This is a genomic window from Natrinema sp. LN54, from assembly GCF_052439245.1.
GTDB lineage: Archaea > Halobacteriota > Halobacteria > Halobacteriales > Natrialbaceae > Natrinema > Natrinema versiforme_A.
Genome location: NZ_JBQVRP010000003.1, coordinates 13,664 through 30,525 on the forward strand (window position 1 = coordinate 13,664; position 16,862 = coordinate 30,525).

Here is a 16,862-nt window from a genome sequence, read left to right on the forward strand (position 1 = left end):
ACGACCGCTTAGTCATGCGCCTCGAGCCAGCCAGCACGGCAGTGGTGGTCGTCGACATGCAAAACGGATTCTGTCACCCCGAGGGCTCGCTGTACGCGCCGGGCAGCGAGGACGTCATCGAGCCGATCGCGGCCCTCGTCGAGCGCGCTCGCGACGCCGGGGCGCGGCTGCTGTTCACCCGCGACGTCCACCCGCCGGAACAGTTCGACGACGCCCACTACTACGACGAGTTCGACCAGTGGGGCGAACACGTCCTCGAAGGGTCGTGGGAGGCCGAAATCGTCGACGAACTCCCCGTCGAGGAGGCCGACAACGTCGTCGAGAAACACACCTACGACGCGTTCTACAACACCGAACTCGAGGGCTGGCTGAACGCCCGCGGGATCGACGATCTCGTCATCTGTGGCACGCTCGCGAACGTCTGCGTGCTCCACACCGGTGGCAGCGCGGGCCTGCGGGACTTCCGCCCGATCATGGTCGAGGACTGTATCGGCGCGATCGAGGACGAGCACCGCGAGTACGCCCTCGAGCACGCCGCGTGGCTGTTCGGCGAGGTCGAACCGAGCGGGGAACTCGAGTTCGCCTGAGCGGTCGCTCCGCTCCGTTCGGCTCGCGCCGGTCGAAACGGCGACCGGTCCGGATCGGACGCGGGACGAGCCGCGAGCGACGCCCGGGCTCGGGTTGCAGTGTTTTACCGGATCGGCTCCAAGGACCACCTATGACCGCGCGCCTTTCGCGACCGCTGGCACCGGCGCTCCGACCGCACCTCGAGGCGACGACGGACGGTGAACGCGAATGAACAGACAACAGCTGCGACCGATCTACATCGTTGGGATCGCGCTCAACGCGGTCGCGTTCACGTACGCCGTGGCGAACGGCACGTGGCTGTACGCCGGCGCGTTCGTGTTCGTCGCGGTCTATCTCGTATTTCGGCTCCGGATGCTGTCCGCCGATACGTAGCCTCGAGCGGGCGATCCGACGGCGCCGCCTCGCCCTCCAGTGAGTAGCTTTTACTACCGAAGCACCGATCCACGGGTATGGAAACGCGGCGACTGCGGCTCGCGGTGCGGAGCGACGGACCGCGGCCCGACTCGAGGCCGGCGGAGGGGGTCAATTGAACGAACAACGGTTGCGACCCGTGTACTTAGCGGGTATCGGAATCAGCGCGTACGCGCTCTGGTATTTCGTCACGGCCGGCTCCACCCTTCCCGCCGCCGCGTTCGGGATCGCACTGGCTGTTTTCGTGGTTCGGCTTCGGCGGCTGATCGCCGATTCCTGACACCCCTGCTTGCGGGCGTAACGGGATGGAACTCGAGGTTCGGATTCTCCCGGTAGATCGGAGCACGGGTTCTTCATCCGGAACTCTGACTGAGAATCAATTGAATAGCACGATAACTGTGTGTGCGGATTGGCCGATTAGCCTTGCAAAACCACCTGCGGGTTAGGGTGGCGGATGTCTCACCGTCTCGGCTGTCAATCTGACGTTGCGGTCTCTTCTCGCGGGTGGGCTTTGACGAAGAGCGGCCACGCCAGCACCATCAGACCGACCACCAGAACGACAAATATCGTCCCGAGATACGCCGGTGGAACGGCGAGGAGGGAGAGGATGAGCGTTATAGAAATGGCAAGGACGACAACACCCAACACGACTAGTTGCATTTCATTGTATCCGCCTGTCGGGTTCGCATTCATACGTATAACTCATCGCAATAGTATAAATTTCTTCTTATGACCAACAATCCTTGTTCAAGAAAGTAGAGAGCAACGATTTAGTTGAATGCATGCTATGTTCCCATCTTGTCCAGGGCGATACGTCGCTCACCCGCACTGAACGTGACTTTCCAGGGTTACTCCGAATAAAGAAACCGTATTGCTGACGACTGCTACTCGGGACGGAACACGCGGTACGCGCCCTGTCCGATCGCGACGGGTTTGGTCTCCCCGTCGGGGGCCGTGCTCTCGACGGTGATCTCGCTGACGCCGACGCTGCCGCCGACCCGGATCACGTCCGCGGTCGCGACGAGGTCGCTCGTCGCCGGCCGGAGGTAGTTGACGTTCAGGTTGATCGTCGCGATCCGCGACGCGAAGGGGTCGTCCATGGCCGTCCGCAACGCGAGGCCGCCGACGGTGTCGACGAGGGTGGCCGCGACGCCGCCGTGGAGGTCCGCCTGCTCGTCGGGGTCGGGGTCCGGCCGCGTGTTCGTCAGCTTCTCGTCGTAGGGAATCGACATCGTCATCGTCCCGTCGCCGACGTTGTCGACGGTCGTCCCGAGCCACGAGAGGAACTCCTGGTTCTCGTCGAGGAAGTACTGGAGCATCCCCTCGAGGTCCTCGAACTCGTCGAGCGCGTCCATCGTCGGCGTGTCCTCGGCCATGGCGACCCGTCCGCCGGCGACGGTCTTGACAGCTACGTTTCTCGACGTATCCGTTGTTCGGCGTTCATCCGTCCGGACGGTGTCCGATCGGACGATACCCGATCACTCCGCCTCGCTCAAGCGGATCCGCACCCGAACGCGCTCCCCTCGCTCGAACGACCGGTCCGGACAGATCAACTTCGCGCCGAAGTCGCCGTCTCGAGCGCAGAACAGCGACAGGCCGGTGATCGGCTCGCCGTTGGCCGTGACGGTCACCTCGTCCCATGCGATCGTTCGGCCGTCGACGACGCCGAGTCGGTCGCCGTTCAGCGAGACGACGGGGTCGCGATCCGCGTCGAGCGATCCGCGGGACTCGAGCAGCCCGCCGCCGTCGTAGTGGGGGAGTCCGCCGTCGAGGACGCCGCCGCCGTCGGCTCGCACGCCGACGAATCCCGCGCCGGGTTTCGGATGCGCCGGCGCGTCGAGGACCGCGTAGGTATCCCCGGTCGAGACGACGCGGCCGGTGCCGTCCCACTCGAGCGGTCGGACCGAAGTCCCGAGTTCGAGCGGGAGCGACCCCGACGCGCGGTAGGGGTTCTGGTCGGGGCCGCGAAACCCGACGTGGAGGTGGTTGTCGACCCACGGCGCGAAAAAGCCCGCCCGGACGAGCCGGCCGAGCGAGTCGCCGCGGTCGACGCGCTGACCACCTTCGACCGACGGCTCGACGTGGAGGATTCGAACGGTCAGTCCCGAAAGCGGGCTCGAGTCCGCGGGCTCGAGCAGGATGAGGTGGTCGTGGTCGGGCGCGTAGGGTTTCGGCGGCGCGCGGACGGTCCGGATCTCGCGGACGGTGCCGGCGACCGGGCTCGGCGCGGCGGTCGTCCGCCCGTCTACCAGCGTCCCGGGATAGAGATCGATCGCGCAGCCGCCGTCGTGGGCGGGATACGGCGAGTTGTACAGCGAGAAGCGCTCGTACTGGGACAGCACGGCCTCGGGGAGGGTGACGGCCATTCGTTGTCGGTCTCTGGGGGCGGGAGCGTTTAGGCCCACCGGGACCTACGGCCGCTATGCGCGTTTTTCGCGGCCGGGCGTCGTCCGTCGAAGCCGATCGCGACGCGAGCCGGCGGCTGCTCTCGATCGCCGCCGGCGGCGAGCCGGCCGTCCGCGTCTGGATCCCGCACCGACAGGTCGCCTTCGGCCGCCGGGACACCCGTCTCGAGGGGTACGACCGCGCCCGCGAGGCCGCACGCGAGCGCGGGCTCCCGCCGATCGAGCGCGACGTCGGCGGCCGGGCGGTCGCTTACGACGGCGAGACGACGCTGGCCTTCGTCCGCGCCGAACCGGTCGCGGACTTCCGCACCGGGTCGACGGACCGGTACGAGCGCGCTACGGCCGCTCTCGAGCGAGCGCTTCGAACGATCGGCCTCGAGCCGAGCCGCGGCGAGCCCGACGAGTCGTTCTGCCCCGGAACGCACTCGCTGTCGGCAACAGACGCGAGCGCCGACGGGCGACGGCGGAAGCTCGTCGGCATCGCCCAGCGCGTTCGGGCCGACGCCGCGCTCGTCGCCGGGACCGTGCTCGTCGCTAATCGCGGAGAACTCGCGGGTGTGCTCGAGGGGGTCTACGACGCGCTCGGGGTGGCGCTCGATCCGGCGACGGTCGGGACCATCGCGGGGGCGGGCGGGCCCGCTGATCCCGAGACTGTTCGGGCAGCCATCGAGGATGCCCTAATCGGCGACGCGAGCGACACGGCTGACGTGTCGGTCGAGCACCTCGGCGACGGGCGGTAGACGACCATTCGGGTCCCAAAAACGGAGCGAGACGCCGTCTGGAACGCGCTCGAGAGTCGCCAACCGAGAGAGTTTTCGACGCGCGAGCCGGTGGGAGAACATGGGAGAGCGATTCGATAAAGTGCGGGAGATCGCCGCGTTCGCCGAGGCGGTCGCGGACGCCGATCGGGAACCGGTGGTCGTCGTCGCGGGCTGTGGCGCGGGAGCGACGGTCGAGCAGTTGCGCGAGCACGGCGTGACGGCCTACGGCTTCGACGCGTCGCAATCGATACTGGAAACGGCGGAGCCCGAGATTCGAGAGCGGCTGCTCGAGGCGGACATCCGAGACGAGGACCTGATCCCGTCGCTGCGCGAGGCGTTCGGAATCGACGCGATAGACGTGTTCGTCACGGAGTGCATGCTGTCGTTCCTGTCGCTCGAGGAGGCGAGGGAGACGCTGGCCCGGATTCGCGAGACCGACGGCGTCGGGACGCTGATCCATCAGGTCCGGATAGACCCGCCCGTGGCGGCCCAAGAGGGGGAGATCGACGCGACGATCCTGCCGCCGGCGGAGTGGCAATCGGCGTGTGATCCCGACGGCGAAGACATCTGGCGCGACGCGCTGGAACGACTCGATCTGCCGCGAACCGACGCGGAAGGCGGCGACGCGAACTGATCGACGGCGGTGACGGTTTCGTGAGGAACATCTCGGCGTCGTCGGCCGTTGTCGTCCGTTGTTTGGTACCGTCGGGTGTCCTCGAGACTCGAGTCCGACTGAGTGAGGTAACGTTTTTCCGCTCCGCGTCGTCGCCCTCGAGTATGACGAGACGACCACGACCGGAGGGGCTCCGATGACGGCGGAGGAGTCGGAACCGGCGGAGAGTTCGGAGCAGGCGGACAACCCGGATCCGACGAACAATCCGGAGCCGTCGGGGCCGCTGTGGGACGACCTCCTCGCGGACGCGCGGACGATCGCCGAGGAGTACCGCGAGGACGGCTGGGACGCCGTCGTCCTCGAGCCGACGGCCGTCTCGCCGGTCGACACCGAGGAGCGGATCGGACTCGATGTCACGGTCTCATCCGAGGCGTACGGCGTCGTCGAGGACCTCATCGAGGAAGGCAACGTCACGATCACCGCGGCCGACGTATACTACCGGCCGCTCGGGGACGAGGGCAGCGACCGGCGAGTCGCGCTGACCGTCGAGCGCGATGAAGCGAGCGAGACGGCCATTTTCGTGCCGCTGGCGTACGATCTCACGGACTGCAGAGCCGTCTTCGAACGGGCGCTCGTCGAGGAGGAGCTACTGACGCACGTGACCGCGGCCGAGACGGAGCGGTGGGTCAGCTTCTCCCACGACGACCCGTCGCTGTTCCTCGAGGCGGAAGACGTTCGCGCGTGGAACGCGGACTGACTCAGTCGCCGGTCCGGAACGACAGGTCAAGCGACGGCGCGGAGTGGGTCAGCGACCCCATCGAGATCACGTCGACGCCCGTCGCGGCGTAGTCCGGCACGTCGTCGAGAGTAATCCCGCCGCTGGCTTCGGCCAGCACGCCCTCGTAGTCGGCGAGTGCGTCGACGGCCGCCCGCGTCTCCTCGGGCGGCATGTTGTCGAGCAGGACGATATCCGCGCCCGCCGCGGCCGCCCGCGGCGCGTCCGCGACGCGCTCGACTTCCACGTCGATCTTCGTCGCGAACGAGGTGCGGTCCGCAAAGCGTTCGATCGCCCCCTCGAGTCCCATCTCGGCGACGTGGTTGTCCTTGACCATGACCATATGCGAGAGGTCGAGCCGGTGGGAGTCGCCGCCGCCCGCGCCGACGGCGCGTTTCTCGAGGCCACGCAGGCCGGGCGTGGTCTTGCGGGTCGCGGCAATTTGGACAGTCTCGCTCTCAGCGCGGGCGGTGTCGACTGCCTCCCGCGTTCGCGTGGCGATCCCCGAGGCGTGACCACCGAGGTTGACCGCGACGCGCTCGCCCCGCAGGACCTCGCGTGCGGGTCCCTCGACGCGAAGAATCTCGTCGCCGGGTTCGACGGCGGTGCCGTCCTCGAGCCGATCGGTCACGGAAACGCCGAGGTAGTCGAAGACGGCCGTCGCGGCCTCGAGGCCCGCGGCGACGCCGGACTCTTTCGCGACGAGACGACCGGTCGTCTCGCCCGGCACCTGATTCGTCACGTCGTGGTGGCCGACGTCCTCGCGGAGCCAGCGCTCGACCTGTGCGTCGGTGATCATGACACTCAATCGTCCGCCGTCGGTTCGGCCGTCGACTCGTCGCGCTCGGTCGCGACGTAGTGACAGCCGACCGATTCGGTGTTCTCGCTCGCGGCCCGCGCGATCAGCAGGGCCACGACGCTGGCGTTCCGGAGTTCGTAGAGGTCCCGCGCGGTCCGCGTGCGGACGTAGGCATCGACCTCGCCCTTGAGCCGCCGGAGGACGGCGCTCGCGCGGGCGATCTCGTCGGGATCGCGCTCGAGGCCCAGATAGTCGTCCATCGTCCGCGTGAGCCGGGTGAACTTCTCGGCGGCGAAGCGGTCGGGAAGCGCGGGATCGCTGTCGCGGAGTTCCGGCGCTTCGACGACCTCGGGCTCGAATCCGGTCGCATCCGTCCCCGCGCGGAGCCCCCAGACGAGGCCCTCGAGCAGACTGGTACTGGCCAGTCGGTTCGCGCCGTGGACGCCCGTGCGGGCGCACTCGCCGACGGCGTAGAGCCGGTCGAGGCTCGTCCGCCCGCGGTCGTCGACATCAATTCCGCCACAGAGGAAGTGCTCGCAGGGCGCGGCCGGGATCTCGTCGCCCTCGATCCCGCGGCCGCGGCACTTCTCGGCGATGCCGGGGTACTCGGCGTCGAACTCGAGGGGGCTCACGTCCAGCACGACCTCGCCGGTCTCCTCGCGTTCGGTTTCGACTGCGCGCGCGACGACGTCGCGGGGCGCGAGATCGCCCTGCGGGTGGTAGTCGTCCATGAACCGCTCGCCCTCACCGTTGCGGAGCACTGCGCCCTCGCCCCGCAGGGCTTCCGAGAGCAGGAAGGGGTCCTCGCCCGCATAGGCGGTCGGATGGAACTGCACGTACTCCATGTCCGCGATGTCCGCGCCGGCGAGGGCGGCCATGGCGATGCCGTCGCCGGTCGCGTCCTCGGGGTTGGTCGACCGACCGTAGAGCGCGCCGATTCCGCCGGTCGCGAGGACCGTCGCGCCGGCGTAGATCGGGTGCCCCTCCGGTCCTTCGTCACTCACCACGCCGTGAACGCGCCCCTCGGCGGTGATCAACTCGAGCGCGGCGGTGTCCTGCCGGACCGCGATACGTTCGTGGTCGTCGACGTGGTTCAGAAACGGCCGCAGGATATGCGTGCCGGTCGCGGCGTCGACGTGGAGAATGCGTGACTCGGAGTGGGCGGCCTCGCGCGTGTAGTCGAACGCGCCGTCCGCGCCCTCGTCGAAGTCGACCTCGAGCGTGTCGACGAGCACGTCCCCGACGGCCTCGTCGGCGTGTTCGACGAGGGTCTCGACGGCCTCGGGATCCGCGGTACCGTCGCTGGCGTCGATGATGTCCGCTTTGAGCGAGTCGGGGTTCCCGCGCGTGGTCGAGATGCCGCCCTGCGCCCAGTCGGTGCTGGCGTCGTCGGGTTTCGTCGCTTTGGTCAGGAGGCACACGTCCGCGCCCTCCCTGGCCGCCGCGAGCGCGGCCGCACAGCCCGCGATCCCGCTGCCGACGACGAGTACGTCCGCGCGTTCGCCGTCGGTCGTCGTCTCCGTGCCGGTGGTGGTCTCGGTCATGGTTAGATCTCGAGCATGCGATCGAGCGCGACGCCCGCGAGTTCCTTCTCCTCGGGCGCGACCTCGATCACGTTGTGTTCGCGGCCCGCGGCGAGTTCCTCGAGCACCCACGCGAGGTAGTTGGGGTCGATCTGGCGCATGGCGTTGCAGTCCATGCAGGCGTCGCCACAGAGCGGGACGACGTTCACCTCGGGGTGCCAGCGCTGGAGGTGCTTCGTGAGGTGGATCTCGGTGCCGATCGCCCACGTGTCGCCGGGGTCGGCGTTTTCGACGGTCTCGCAGATCGTCGCGGTCGAACCGGCCTTGTCGGCGGCCTCGACGACCTCGCGGCGGCATTCGGGGTGGACGATGACCTTTGCACCGGGGTTCGCTTCGCGAACCCGCTCGATGTGGTCCTCGCGGAACCGCTCGTGGACCTGACAGTAGCCGTCCCAGAGGATGATATCGCTCTCGGCGACCTCGTCCGCGTCTTTCCCCTCGGGGTCCCACGGGTCCCACTCGGCGATCTCGTCTTCCATTCCGAGCCGGTGGGCCGTGTTCTCCCCGAGGTGCTTATCGGGCAGGAACAGGACCTTGTCACCCCGCTCGAAGGCGTACTCGAACGCCTTGTGCGCGTTCGAAGAGGTACAGACGAGGCCGCCCTGACTCGCACAGAACGCCTTCAGGTCCGCGTAGGAGTTCATGTACGTGATCGGGATGATGTTCTCGTCGGGCGCGGCGGCCGTGATCTCGGCCCACGCGCTGTCGACCTGCAGGGCTTCGGCCATCCCGGCCATCGGACAGGAGGCCTCCATGCTCGGCAGGATCACCGACTGGTCGTCGTCCGTGATGATGTCCGCGCTCTCGGCCATGAACGTCACGCCGCCGAAGATCACGTACTCCGCGTCGGCCTCGGCGGCCTCCTTCGAGAGCTGGTAGGAGTCCCCGATGAAGTCCGCGTGCTCGACGATCTCGCGTCGCTGGTAGTTGTGCCCGAGGATCACCACGTCGTCGCCGAGTTCGGACAGCGCCGCCTCGATCCGGTCCGTTCGTTCGGCTTCCTCGAGGTCCCGATACCGAGACGGGAGTTGTTCGAGGTTATCGTATTTGAACAGACTCAGATCGGTTTCCAGCTCCGCCGTTTCCATTTTGACCATCTTACGTCACCTGTGAGTATCGCATATCACAGGCGACTATTGAATAACTTTTTCCTTCGAAAGGCTGGCATGGGTGAATACCACCGGTGGATAACCTAGTCGAAGGCGGAGAATCGGTTATTCGGTGGAACCAACTAGTTTGTGCTGCTGACTGTCACTCTCCCGTTCACTGCCGCCTTTTCGTCGCGGGCCCTAGAGACGGCATGGCACTCGAGGACTGCTTCGCGAACTTCACGCAGCGGGACTGGGAGCGGAAATCGATCGCGGGAACCGTTCGACTCGCAGTGATCGGGATCGGCGGCTTCGCCCGCCAGCGCGCACTGCCCGCGATCGCCGACGGCACCTACTGCGAGACGACGGTGCTCGTCACGAGTTCACCGGATCGGACCACGGGCATCGCTGAAGCGCACGACGTGTCACACGTCATCGACTACGACGCCTTCCTCGCGGGCGAGCGTGCGGACGCCTACGACGGCGTCTATATCGCGACGCCCAACGCCCTGCACGGCCGGTACGCGACCGCGGCGGCCGAATTGGGTAAACACGTTATCTGCGAAAAGCCCCTCGAGACCACCCTCGAGCGGGCTCGGGAAGTGGTCGACGCCTGTGACGACGCCGGCGTGGTGCTGATGCCAGCCTACCGACTGCAGACCGAGCCGACGGTCCGCCGAACTCGAGAGCTCGTCCGCGGGGACGTGGTCGGCGATGTGGTGCAGGTCCACGGCGGCTTTTCGCACCCGCTGCTCGAGCACGCGAGCCCCGAGACGTGGCGGCTCGACCCCGAGCTGGCCGGCGGCGGCGCGCTGGTCGACCTCGGCATCTACCCGCTCAACACGACCCGGTTCGTCCTCGACTGCGAGCCCACGGGCATCTACGCCACCACCCACTCGAGCGGCGAGCCCTTCGATCGGGTCGAGGAACGCGTCGCCTTCCAACTCGAGTTCGAGACCGGCGCGACGGCCTCGTGTACGGCCAGTCTCGACGCCCACGCCAGCAGCCAGCTCGAGTTGGTCGGTACCGAGGGGAAGATCCACATCGAGTCGCCCTTCGGCGGCGTCGTCCCCCAAGAGATGGTCGTCGAGAGCGGCGACGTACGCACGGAGTACACCGGCCCCTCGGTCGACGAGGTCCGCGAGGAATTCGACTACTTCGGCTACTGCGTGCTTTCGGGTACCGACCCCGAACCCGACGGTGCGGACGGCCTCGCGGACCTGCGCGCGATCGAGGCCGCCTACGAGTCGGCCGAGACCGGGTGTCGGGTGGGACTCGAGTGAGGCGATCCTGCCGGGTAAAAATAGACGACTAACTCGCTACTGTTGGGACTCGAGAGATCGCTACTTGAGAGTGTGTCACGAAGATATCAGAAAGAGCCTAGGCCGGGATTTGAACCCGGGCTCTCGTCCTTACCAAGGACGCGCTTTACCGCTAAGCTACCCAGGCGCGCACTTCTTCGTTGACCGGAGATGTCTTTATGGGTTTCGATTTTCCCGGGCCGTGCGTCGGGTTATCGCGGTGCCGTCCCACAGTTGGCAGCGGCTCACGGATCGGTCGCCGACGTCGCCCGGTCGACGTGGTCCTCGAGCGAGTGCTCTCGAGCCGAGGGCTCGAGGTCGCAGAGCGAGTCCTCGACTGGCGGAAACGAGGTGCCGACACCGTCTGCGAGTCCCTCGGCGACGGCGAGCAGGTGCGGCGAGGGGGTTTCGCCGACGGCGACGGAGCCGGTGAGGACGGCGAGTTCGAGCACGTCGCGCTCGAGGTTGGCGTCGAGCGAGGCGGGATCGCTCCCATCGTTCGCGGCGCGCTCGGCGCGGTGGGTCTGGTCGCGACCGAACGACCGGACGGTTCGGACCGCTTTGTCGGCGGCGTCGGTGCGAGCCAGCAGGTAGAAGCCGCGGGCGACGAGGATGTCGGCCGCGAGGATCGCGAGGTCGCCGTCGGTCTCGGCGTCAGTGTCGGTCGCCGTCCAGGGCTCCTCGCGGGCGAGCGACCGCGTCAGTCGCAGCCCCTCGTAGATGAGTTGGACGCCGGCCGCGTGGGTGGCGACGCCGTCGAGGTCGCTGTCGGCCGCTCGCGTTCGGTTTCCGTCGTCTCCGCCGTCCCCGTCGTCGAGACCGGGGTCGTACTCGTCCTCGAGGACGCGCCCCTCGGCTGCCATCATCGCGGCGCTCTCGAGCGTGAGCGCGCCGGGGACCATCGATGCACGATCGAGGGTAGATTCGATGTAGTCGTGTAGCTGTGGTGGTTCGACGTCCGCGACGGCCTCGGCGGCGGCACGCCGACAGCTGTCGGCCTTCTCCATTAGCGGGGGGTTACGACGGGGGAGCCAAAGACCTTTGGAAACGTCCGATCGACTGCGAACATGATCGACAGCGACGCCGACGGCCCGATTCGCACCGTGACGATCGACCGTCCCGAGGCCCGAAACGCGCTCACCGTCGACGGCCTCGCGGCCCTCGAGACGGCGGTCGACGACGCCGAGGAGCCGGTGATCTACCTGCAGGGGCGCGGCCCCGCGTTTTCCGCGGGGGCGGATTTGAACGAGGTCGCGGCACTGGAAGGGGACCGCGACCGCGCGGCCGACTTCGCGCGACTGGGTCAGCGCGTCGCGCGGACCATCGAGGACTCGCCCGCGGTCGTCGTCGCCGGGATCGACGGCCCCGCACGCGGCGGCGGCCTCGAGATCGCGCTGGCCTGTGACGTGCGGGTCGGCACGCCCGACTCGACGTACGGCGAGCCGGGGGTGGGCTTCGGCCTGTTCGGTGCGTGGGGCGGAACCGTCAGGTTGCCCCGGGTGCTGGGCGAGGGCGACGCCCTCGAGTTCGCGCTCTCCGGCCGGTCGATCGACGCCGAGGAAGCCCTGCGAATGGGGCTTATCTCGCGACTCGAGGACGAGCCCCGATCGGTCGCCGAGGAGATCGCGGGGAATGCGGACGACGCGCTGGCCGCGTTGAAACGCCGAATCCGCGACGACGGCGAGCGCGCCACACAGGAGCGACGCGAGGCCGACGCCTTCGCCGACCTCGTCGCCGCTCACGCCGACGATATCGACGCGTTACTCGAGTAACGCCGCCGACTCGAGTAGCGGGAGACGGTTGAACAAAAGTAATTTATTCGCTTACACGAAGTGGACTGGTATGCCCGGCCCGGTGTTTCTGGACGGCGACCGCGTCACGCTGCGACCGATCGAGGAGGACGACCTCGAGTTCCTGCAGACCCAGATCAACGACTCGCGGATCTGGCGGGCGATCGGGCAATCTCGGCCCGTCAACGGGGAGCAAGAGCGGGAGTTCTTCGAGAACGTGATCTGTGGCGACGACACCGTGAACTTCCTGATCACCGCCGATTCGACGCCGATCGGAACGATCGGTCTCCACTCGATCGAGTGGGAGACCCGGAAGGCCGAGATCGGCTACTGGATCGCACCCGACCACCACGGTCGGGGCTACGGCACCGAGGCGACGGAGCGCGTCGTCCGGTACGCCTTCGACCAGCTCGGGCTCCACCGGATCGCCGCCCGCGTGTTCGAGTTCAACGAGCCGTCGAAGCGACTCCTCGAGAAGGCGGGATTCACACAGGAAGGAGTCCACCGCGACGGCGAGTTCATCGACGGCGAGTGGCAGGACGTCTACTGGTACGGGCTACTCGAGAACGAGTGGCGGGAGTGACCGTCCACGAACTCGATCACTCGAGGGGCTCCGGTGCCGGCGGCGCGTTCCGTTTGTGCTCGCTGCGCTCGTACATCTCGCGGACCCGCTCGACGGTTTCTTCGTCGACCTCGAGCAGCCGAGCGGTCGCCGCCGCGGAGAGTGGTCCGTCGATGTGCGTCGCCAGAATCGAGTCGAGGGTGTCGTAGCTGATCCCGAGTTCGTCCTCGTCGGTCTGGTCGGCCCACAGCTCCGCGGTGGCGGTCTTCGCGGCGAGTTCCTCCGGCACGCCGACGTGGCGGGCGAGCTGGCGGACCTGTCCCTTGTAGAGGTTCCCGATCGGGTGGCAGTCGACGGCCCCGTCGCCGTACTTGGTGAAGTAGCCCACGGCGGCCTCGCTGCGGTTGCCGGTCCCGAGGACCAGCCGGCTCTCGTGGTTGGCCACGAGGTAGTTCAGGACTCCACGGACGCGAGCGCGCGCGTTCCCGACCGCCTCGCGGTCGCCCTCGGCTTCCGGGTAGGCAGACAGCAGCGAGTCGACGATCGGCTCGACCTCGATCACGTCGTAGGTAATCTCTAAGTCCTGTGCGACCCACTCGGCGTCGCTCATGTTCTCCTCGCTGCTGACCGTCGCCGGGAGGACGAGCCCGTGGACGTTCTCGGCTCCGAGCGCCTCGACGGCGAGCGTTCCGGTCAGCGTGCTGTCGATCCCCCCCGAGAGCCCGAGGACGGCACCGTCGGCCCCCGCGGCGTCGACCTGCTCGCGAAGGAAACCGGTGATGTGTTCGCGCCGCCGCTCGAGTTCCGCCTCCGAAAAGCGAAGGTCGATCATGTGGCGGGATACGGACGGCACGACCTAATAGCCTCCCCTCTCCGGAAAAAACTGACCGGACGGTCGATTTCAGCGGCCGCTGGCGGCTCGAGACAACTCGAAAAAGGTCCGGGTGCGAGAATCGAACTGCGCGTCTCAGCCTCCACGGGCTGAAGGATTACCACTACCCCAACCCGGACACACTGTCTTGCTGCATCTATCGCTACCACGGCGGATACCTAATACGTACGGAGAGTCTGCAGTTCTTGCAACTCGAGGCCGGGTTCTTATGCGGTGGGAAGCGAGGAGCGCTCGAGAGCGCTACGTTGAAGTGAGCGCAACGGGTAGCTTCGGGTGAGCGCCGGTGGTGAGCAGTTCCGGAGGAACTGCGATCCTCGGCGCGCGAGGAACGAAGTGACGATGCGCGCCGGTGGTGAGACGGACGCCGTCCGTCGAGCTACGGCGTGAGTGAGCGCAGTGAACGAGCGCCGGTGGTCCAGTGGTAGGACTCGAGCTTCCCAAGCTCGCGGCCCGGGTTCAATTCCCGGCCGGCGCACTTCTCGAGACCTCACGCGCCGATAGCGGCGGCTGTTCGATTGATGAACGGAACGTCTCCAGTCGCGGTAGAAACGGAAGAAACCCGGCCTACTCGTGAATGCCCATCGCTTCGATCTGCTCCTGATACCGGTTCCGGATCGTGACCTCGGTCACCTGCGCGACGTCCGAGACTTCGCGCTGGGTCTTCTTCTCGTTACAGAGCAGCGAGGCGGCGTAGATCGCGGCCGCGGCGTAGCCGGTCGGCGACTTGCCCGAGAGCAGCCCCTTTTCGGTCGTGACATCGATGATCTCGTTCGCCTTGACCTGGACCTCTTCGGAGAGTTCGAGCTCCGAGCAGAATCGCGGCACGTACTTCTTCGGGTTGACCGGCTCCATCTCGAGGTTGAGTTCCTGTGCGACGTAGCGATAGGTGCGGCCGATCTCCTTGCGCTCGACGCGGGAGACGGCGGCGACTTCCTCGAGCGATCGCGGGATGCCTTCCATGCGGCAGGCGGCGTAGAGCGTGCTGGTCGCGACGCCCTCGATCGAGCGCCCGCGGATGAGGTCCTCGTCGAGTGCGCGCCGGTAGATCACGCAGGCGACTTCCCGGACCGAGCGGGGGATCGCCAGCGAGGAGGCCATCCGGTCGGTTTCCGACAGCGCGAACTGGAGGTTTCGTTCGCCGGCGTCTTTGGTGCGGATTCGTTCCTGCCACTTCCGCAGGCGGCGCATCTGATTGCGCTTGTCCGAGGAGATCGATCGGCCGTAGGCGTCCTGATTCTTCCAGTCGATTGAGGTCGTCAGCCCCTTGTCGTGCATCGTCTGGGTCGTCGGCGCGCCGACGCGGGACTTGTTCTGGCGCTCGGAGTGGTTGAACGCGCGCCATTCCGGCCCGTGGTCGATGTTCGTCCCTTCGACGATGAGACCGCACTGGTCGCAGACGAGTTCGCCCTGATCCTCGCTCTTGACGAGTGTGCCGCCGTCACACTCGTCACATACCCGCTCGCGCTCTGTCTCCTGTGTTTGTTCTGTCGTTTCAGGATCGCGTTCGCGCTGACGGGTGGGGCTTGCCATTTCATGTAGATAACGATGTTGCAAGGACTTAAGGGCTCGCCACCGAAGACGCGCGCTTCGATCGGCCTCGATCACGGTGATAGCGGCAAAATATGGCAGTTTCGCGGCTCAGAGATAGCCGAGGAGGGTCCCGGCCAGCACGAGCAGCCACATCACCGTGCCGACGAGTAGCATGTCGTTGAACTTCGAACTCCGCGTCGCGCGTTTGGCCGCGCCGCCGGCGATCAGCCCGAGCGCGACGACGACGAGCATCCGCTGGACGATGACGTCGACGGGAAGCGACGAGACGCCGAGCAGGCTGTAGTCGAGCCAGACCGCGACCGCGAGCGAGGCGGCGGCGGTGACGGCGGCGTCGAGTCGTCGCGTGAGCCCGCGCGCGAGCAGGTAGGTCGCGACGGGAATGCCGACGCCGATCACCGGGTACAGCAACGCGGCGATCTGGTGGGGCGTCAGGAACGTGGCCTGACGCTCGAGGACGAGTCCCCCCATCCGGACACCGAGATACAGGGCCAGGATGGTGAAGACGAGGAGGACGTGGCCGGCCTCGAGGCGGGCGTAGGCGGCGGCGAGTCGGCGTCGATCGACGTCGGTCAGGCGGTCGTCGATCGCGCTCGGCGCTCGCTGGGCGATGCGGTCGCCCGTGGACCCTTCGGTCTCGCTCGAGGCGCCGAGACGGCGTCTGCCGGCTCCGACGCCGACTACCGTGGGGACGACGAGCAGCCCGGCGAGGTCGACGAGCGTCGCCCAGCCGTCGGCGTCGGCGGAGTTCCTGTTGTCGAGGTAGATCCGGGTCACGTCCTCCTGGACGTCGACCCGCGGATGCTCCATGAAGTCGTTCTCGACCTTCGTCTGGGCGTCCTGCGAGCCGTGGACGCGGTGGCGGAGCGTGAACCAGTCGAAGTGCTCCGAGTGGGTCTGCATCGCGACCCAGTCGTCGTCCTCGTTGGGACTCTCGTAGAGCCGGATGTGGTATCGCTGCCCGTAGTAGTCACCGTCCTCGAGCTGGCGGGATTCGGTCATCCAGTAGCCGCTCTCGTTCGGGCCGGGGTCGACGTAGGCGTAGCGGGTCCCGCCGTCGGCTTGGCCCCAGTCGAGGTTGGGGAGAGAGCCCCGCGGTTCGTCCGTCGCGTCCTCGTCGGTCGCGTTCTCGGCCGAGTCGTTGGCCGCCGTTTCGTTGTCGGGTACGGGTTGGTCGCCCTCGGCGGTCGCGTTGGCCGGTTGCGTTTCGTTCTCGGAGGCGTTCCCGCCGGTGAGCGAGTACGTCTCCGGGAGCGCTTCCTCCTCGGACTCGTTGATCTCCGACCAGTCGCCATCGTCGGCGTCGGTCAGTACCCGCTCGACATCAGCGAGGTCACCGCGGACGACGACGTTGACCGGGCTTCGCTTTTGGAACCCTCGAGTGGGGCTGAGATACTCCCAGAAGCCGCTTTCCGAGTCCTCGAAGGACACGAGTTCGGGCGCTGGTTTCGTCTGGGCCGACTGCTCGGAGGCGACCTGTTCGGTCGACAGCGACAGCAACAGCGACGGCCCGCCGACGAGTACGAAGGCGAGAACGAGCAGAACGGCTGTAATTACGATCGAACGGCGCATCTCCACGTCACTAGTGACGGAGCACACATCAAACCATGCGTTACCGTTCCGGCGTGTCCCGCTCGAAAACGGCGGCGGAGCGGGTGACGGCCCCGATCACAGCGCCGGCCGGAATCGTCTTCGACTGCACTCGAGTCGACCAGCGATCGGCCATCGGAACCCCCGTCGAACGGA

The 16,862-nt window shown here is 67.2% G+C and carries 18 protein-coding genes and 2 tRNA genes; 9 read left to right on the forward strand and 11 right to left on the reverse strand.

Features of this window, described 5'->3' with window-relative positions; translation table 11 throughout:
• The first annotated feature begins 14 nt into the window (after positions 1-14).
• Positions 15-587: a cysteine hydrolase family protein gene (locus tag ACT4ML_RS09400; protein WP_444720628.1), complete on the forward strand. Its 573-nt coding sequence runs from the start codon at positions 15-17 to the stop codon at positions 585-587.
• A 208-nt stretch (positions 588-795) separates the two neighbouring features.
• Positions 796-960, forward strand: a complete 165-nt coding sequence (locus tag ACT4ML_RS09405; RefSeq protein WP_175416457.1) for a hypothetical protein — start codon at positions 796-798, stop codon at positions 958-960.
• A 513-nt stretch (positions 961-1,473) separates the two neighbouring features.
• Here the strand turns inward: ACT4ML_RS09405 and ACT4ML_RS09410 are convergent.
• The 3 genes from ACT4ML_RS09410 to ACT4ML_RS09420 all read right to left on the reverse strand — a co-directional run bounded on the left by ACT4ML_RS09410 (position 1,474) and on the right by ACT4ML_RS09420 (position 3,365).
• Entirely contained in the window at positions 1,474-1,692 is a 219-nt protein-coding gene (locus ACT4ML_RS09410; RefSeq protein WP_444720629.1) for a hypothetical protein, read from the reverse strand.
• Positions 1,693-1,883: 191 nt separating this feature from the next.
• A complete protein-coding gene (locus tag ACT4ML_RS09415) occupies positions 1,884-2,375 on the reverse strand; it encodes a PaaI family thioesterase (RefSeq protein ID WP_444720630.1) in 492 nt (163 codons plus the stop codon).
• A gap of 102 nt (positions 2,376-2,477) precedes the next feature.
• Positions 2,478-3,365, reverse strand: a complete 888-nt coding sequence (locus ACT4ML_RS09420) for a hypothetical protein (protein ID WP_444720631.1) — start codon at positions 3,363-3,365, stop codon at positions 2,478-2,480.
• A gap of 56 nt (positions 3,366-3,421) precedes the next feature.
• Between ACT4ML_RS09420 and ACT4ML_RS09425 the strand changes: the two genes are divergently transcribed.
• From ACT4ML_RS09425 to ACT4ML_RS09435, 3 genes are all read left to right on the forward strand, one after another.
• The gene (locus tag ACT4ML_RS09425; RefSeq protein WP_444720632.1) at positions 3,422-4,144 is read left to right on the forward strand and encodes a lipoate--protein ligase family protein; all 723 of its coding nucleotides are present in this window, start codon (positions 3,422-3,424) and stop codon (positions 4,142-4,144) included.
• Between the two features lie 100 nt (positions 4,145-4,244).
• On the forward strand, positions 4,245-4,799 hold the full coding sequence (locus ACT4ML_RS09430; RefSeq protein ID WP_444720633.1) for a methyltransferase domain-containing protein: 555 nt from the start codon (positions 4,245-4,247) through the stop codon (positions 4,797-4,799).
• Between the two features lie 175 nt (positions 4,800-4,974).
• Positions 4,975-5,535 (forward strand): DUF7529 family protein, encoded by a 561-nt coding sequence (locus ACT4ML_RS09435; RefSeq protein WP_444720634.1) that lies wholly within the window; start codon positions 4,975-4,977, stop codon positions 5,533-5,535.
• Between the two features lies 1 nt (position 5,536).
• On the opposite strand, the gene nadC is transcribed toward ACT4ML_RS09435, so the two are convergent.
• Genes nadC through nadA form a run of 3 tightly spaced genes read right to left on the reverse strand, consistent with a single transcriptional unit; the run spans position 5,537 to position 9,032 of the window.
• Positions 5,537-6,352 carry a carboxylating nicotinate-nucleotide diphosphorylase gene (nadC, locus tag ACT4ML_RS09440; protein WP_444720635.1) on the reverse strand — a complete coding sequence of 272 codons (816 nt, stop codon included), beginning with the start codon at positions 6,350-6,352 and terminating at the stop codon, positions 5,537-5,539.
• 5 nt (positions 6,353-6,357) lie between these two features.
• Complete coding sequence (locus tag ACT4ML_RS09445; RefSeq protein ID WP_444720636.1) at positions 6,358-7,896, reverse strand: L-aspartate oxidase; 1,539 nt, start codon at positions 7,894-7,896, stop codon at positions 6,358-6,360.
• Positions 7,897-7,898: 2 nt separating this feature from the next.
• On the reverse strand, positions 7,899-9,032 hold the full coding sequence (gene nadA / locus ACT4ML_RS09450) for a quinolinate synthase NadA (protein WP_444720637.1): 1,134 nt from the start codon (positions 9,030-9,032) through the stop codon (positions 7,899-7,901).
• Between the two features lie 203 nt (positions 9,033-9,235).
• Here nadA and gfo6 point away from each other — a divergent pair, with 203 nt between their 5' ends.
• The gene (gene gfo6 / locus ACT4ML_RS09455; protein ID WP_444720638.1) at positions 9,236-10,306 is read left to right on the forward strand and encodes a D-xylose 1-dehydrogenase Gfo6; all 1,071 of its coding nucleotides are present in this window, start codon (positions 9,236-9,238) and stop codon (positions 10,304-10,306) included.
• 94 nt (positions 10,307-10,400) lie between these two features.
• On the opposite strand, the gene ACT4ML_RS09460 is transcribed toward gfo6, so the two are convergent.
• Both ACT4ML_RS09460 and ACT4ML_RS09465 read right to left on the reverse strand, forming a co-directional pair.
• Positions 10,401-10,472 (reverse strand) — tRNA-Thr (locus tag ACT4ML_RS09460).
• Positions 10,473-10,569: 97 nt separating this feature from the next.
• A complete protein-coding gene (locus tag ACT4ML_RS09465; RefSeq protein WP_444720639.1) occupies positions 10,570-11,331 on the reverse strand; it encodes a DUF7114 family protein in 762 nt (253 codons plus the stop codon).
• A 60-nt stretch (positions 11,332-11,391) separates the two neighbouring features.
• Here ACT4ML_RS09465 and ACT4ML_RS09470 point away from each other — a divergent pair, with 60 nt between their 5' ends.
• Both ACT4ML_RS09470 and ACT4ML_RS09475 read left to right on the forward strand, forming a co-directional pair.
• A complete protein-coding gene (locus tag ACT4ML_RS09470) occupies positions 11,392-12,096 on the forward strand; it encodes an enoyl-CoA hydratase/isomerase family protein (RefSeq protein ID WP_444720640.1) in 705 nt (234 codons plus the stop codon).
• A gap of 70 nt (positions 12,097-12,166) precedes the next feature.
• Positions 12,167-12,697 (forward strand): GNAT family N-acetyltransferase, encoded by a 531-nt coding sequence (locus ACT4ML_RS09475; protein ID WP_444720641.1) that lies wholly within the window; start codon positions 12,167-12,169, stop codon positions 12,695-12,697.
• Positions 12,698-12,713: 16 nt separating this feature from the next.
• On the opposite strand, the gene ACT4ML_RS09480 is transcribed toward ACT4ML_RS09475, so the two are convergent.
• Entirely contained in the window at positions 12,714-13,508 is a 795-nt protein-coding gene (locus tag ACT4ML_RS09480) for an NAD+ synthase (RefSeq protein ID WP_444720642.1), read from the reverse strand.
• Between the two features lie 464 nt (positions 13,509-13,972).
• On the opposite strand from ACT4ML_RS09480, the gene ACT4ML_RS09485 reads away from it, so the two are divergent.
• Positions 13,973-14,043: transfer RNA gene (locus tag ACT4ML_RS09485), tRNA-Gly, on the forward strand.
• An 89-nt stretch (positions 14,044-14,132) separates the two neighbouring features.
• Here the strand turns inward: ACT4ML_RS09485 and ACT4ML_RS09490 are convergent.
• Together ACT4ML_RS09490 and ACT4ML_RS09495 are read right to left on the reverse strand one after the other, a co-directional pair.
• Complete coding sequence (locus ACT4ML_RS09490; RefSeq protein ID WP_138246382.1) at positions 14,133-15,098, reverse strand: transcription initiation factor IIB; 966 nt, start codon at positions 15,096-15,098, stop codon at positions 14,133-14,135.
• Between the two features lie 108 nt (positions 15,099-15,206).
• Positions 15,207-16,688, reverse strand: a complete 1,482-nt coding sequence (locus ACT4ML_RS09495) for a hypothetical protein (RefSeq protein ID WP_444720643.1) — start codon at positions 16,686-16,688, stop codon at positions 15,207-15,209.
• Between the last annotated feature and the right edge of the window lie 174 nt (positions 16,689-16,862).

Coding starts and splice junctions, on each gene's coding strand:
- ACT4ML_RS09400 (WP_444720628.1), top strand. CDS start 15: ATGCGCCTCGAGCCAGCCAGCACGGCAGTGGTGGTCGTCGACATGCAA.
- ACT4ML_RS09415 (WP_444720630.1), bottom strand. CDS start 2,375: ATGGCCGAGGACACGCCGACGATGGACGCGCTCGACGAGTTCGAGGAC.
- ACT4ML_RS09420 (WP_444720631.1), bottom strand. CDS start 3,365: ATGGCCGTCACCCTCCCCGAGGCCGTGCTGTCCCAGTACGAGCGCTTC.
- ACT4ML_RS09470 (WP_444720640.1), top strand. CDS start 11,392: ATGATCGACAGCGACGCCGACGGCCCGATTCGCACCGTGACGATCGAC.
- ACT4ML_RS09465 (WP_444720639.1), bottom strand. CDS start 11,331: ATGGAGAAGGCCGACAGCTGTCGGCGTGCCGCCGCCGAGGCCGTCGCG.
- gfo6 (WP_444720638.1), top strand. CDS start 9,236: ATGGCACTCGAGGACTGCTTCGCGAACTTCACGCAGCGGGACTGGGAG.
- ACT4ML_RS09405 (WP_175416457.1), top strand. CDS start 796: ATGAACAGACAACAGCTGCGACCGATCTACATCGTTGGGATCGCGCTC.
- ACT4ML_RS09435 (WP_444720634.1), top strand. CDS start 4,975: ATGACGGCGGAGGAGTCGGAACCGGCGGAGAGTTCGGAGCAGGCGGAC.
- ACT4ML_RS09495 (WP_444720643.1), bottom strand. CDS start 16,688: ATGCGCCGTTCGATCGTAATTACAGCCGTTCTGCTCGTTCTCGCCTTC.
- nadA (WP_444720637.1), bottom strand. CDS start 9,032: ATGGTCAAAATGGAAACGGCGGAGCTGGAAACCGATCTGAGTCTGTTC.
- ACT4ML_RS09430 (WP_444720633.1), top strand. CDS start 4,245: ATGGGAGAGCGATTCGATAAAGTGCGGGAGATCGCCGCGTTCGCCGAG.
- ACT4ML_RS09490 (WP_138246382.1), bottom strand. CDS start 15,098: ATGGCAAGCCCCACCCGTCAGCGCGAACGCGATCCTGAAACGACAGAA.
- ACT4ML_RS09475 (WP_444720641.1), top strand. CDS start 12,167: ATGCCCGGCCCGGTGTTTCTGGACGGCGACCGCGTCACGCTGCGACCG.
- ACT4ML_RS09445 (WP_444720636.1), bottom strand. CDS start 7,896: ATGACCGAGACCACCACCGGCACGGAGACGACGACCGACGGCGAACGC.
- ACT4ML_RS09425 (WP_444720632.1), top strand. CDS start 3,422: ATGCGCGTTTTTCGCGGCCGGGCGTCGTCCGTCGAAGCCGATCGCGAC.
- nadC (WP_444720635.1), bottom strand. CDS start 6,352: ATGATCACCGACGCACAGGTCGAGCGCTGGCTCCGCGAGGACGTCGGC.
- ACT4ML_RS09480 (WP_444720642.1), bottom strand. CDS start 13,508: ATGATCGACCTTCGCTTTTCGGAGGCGGAACTCGAGCGGCGGCGCGAA.
- ACT4ML_RS09410 (WP_444720629.1), bottom strand. CDS start 1,692: ATGAATGCGAACCCGACAGGCGGATACAATGAAATGCAACTAGTCGTG.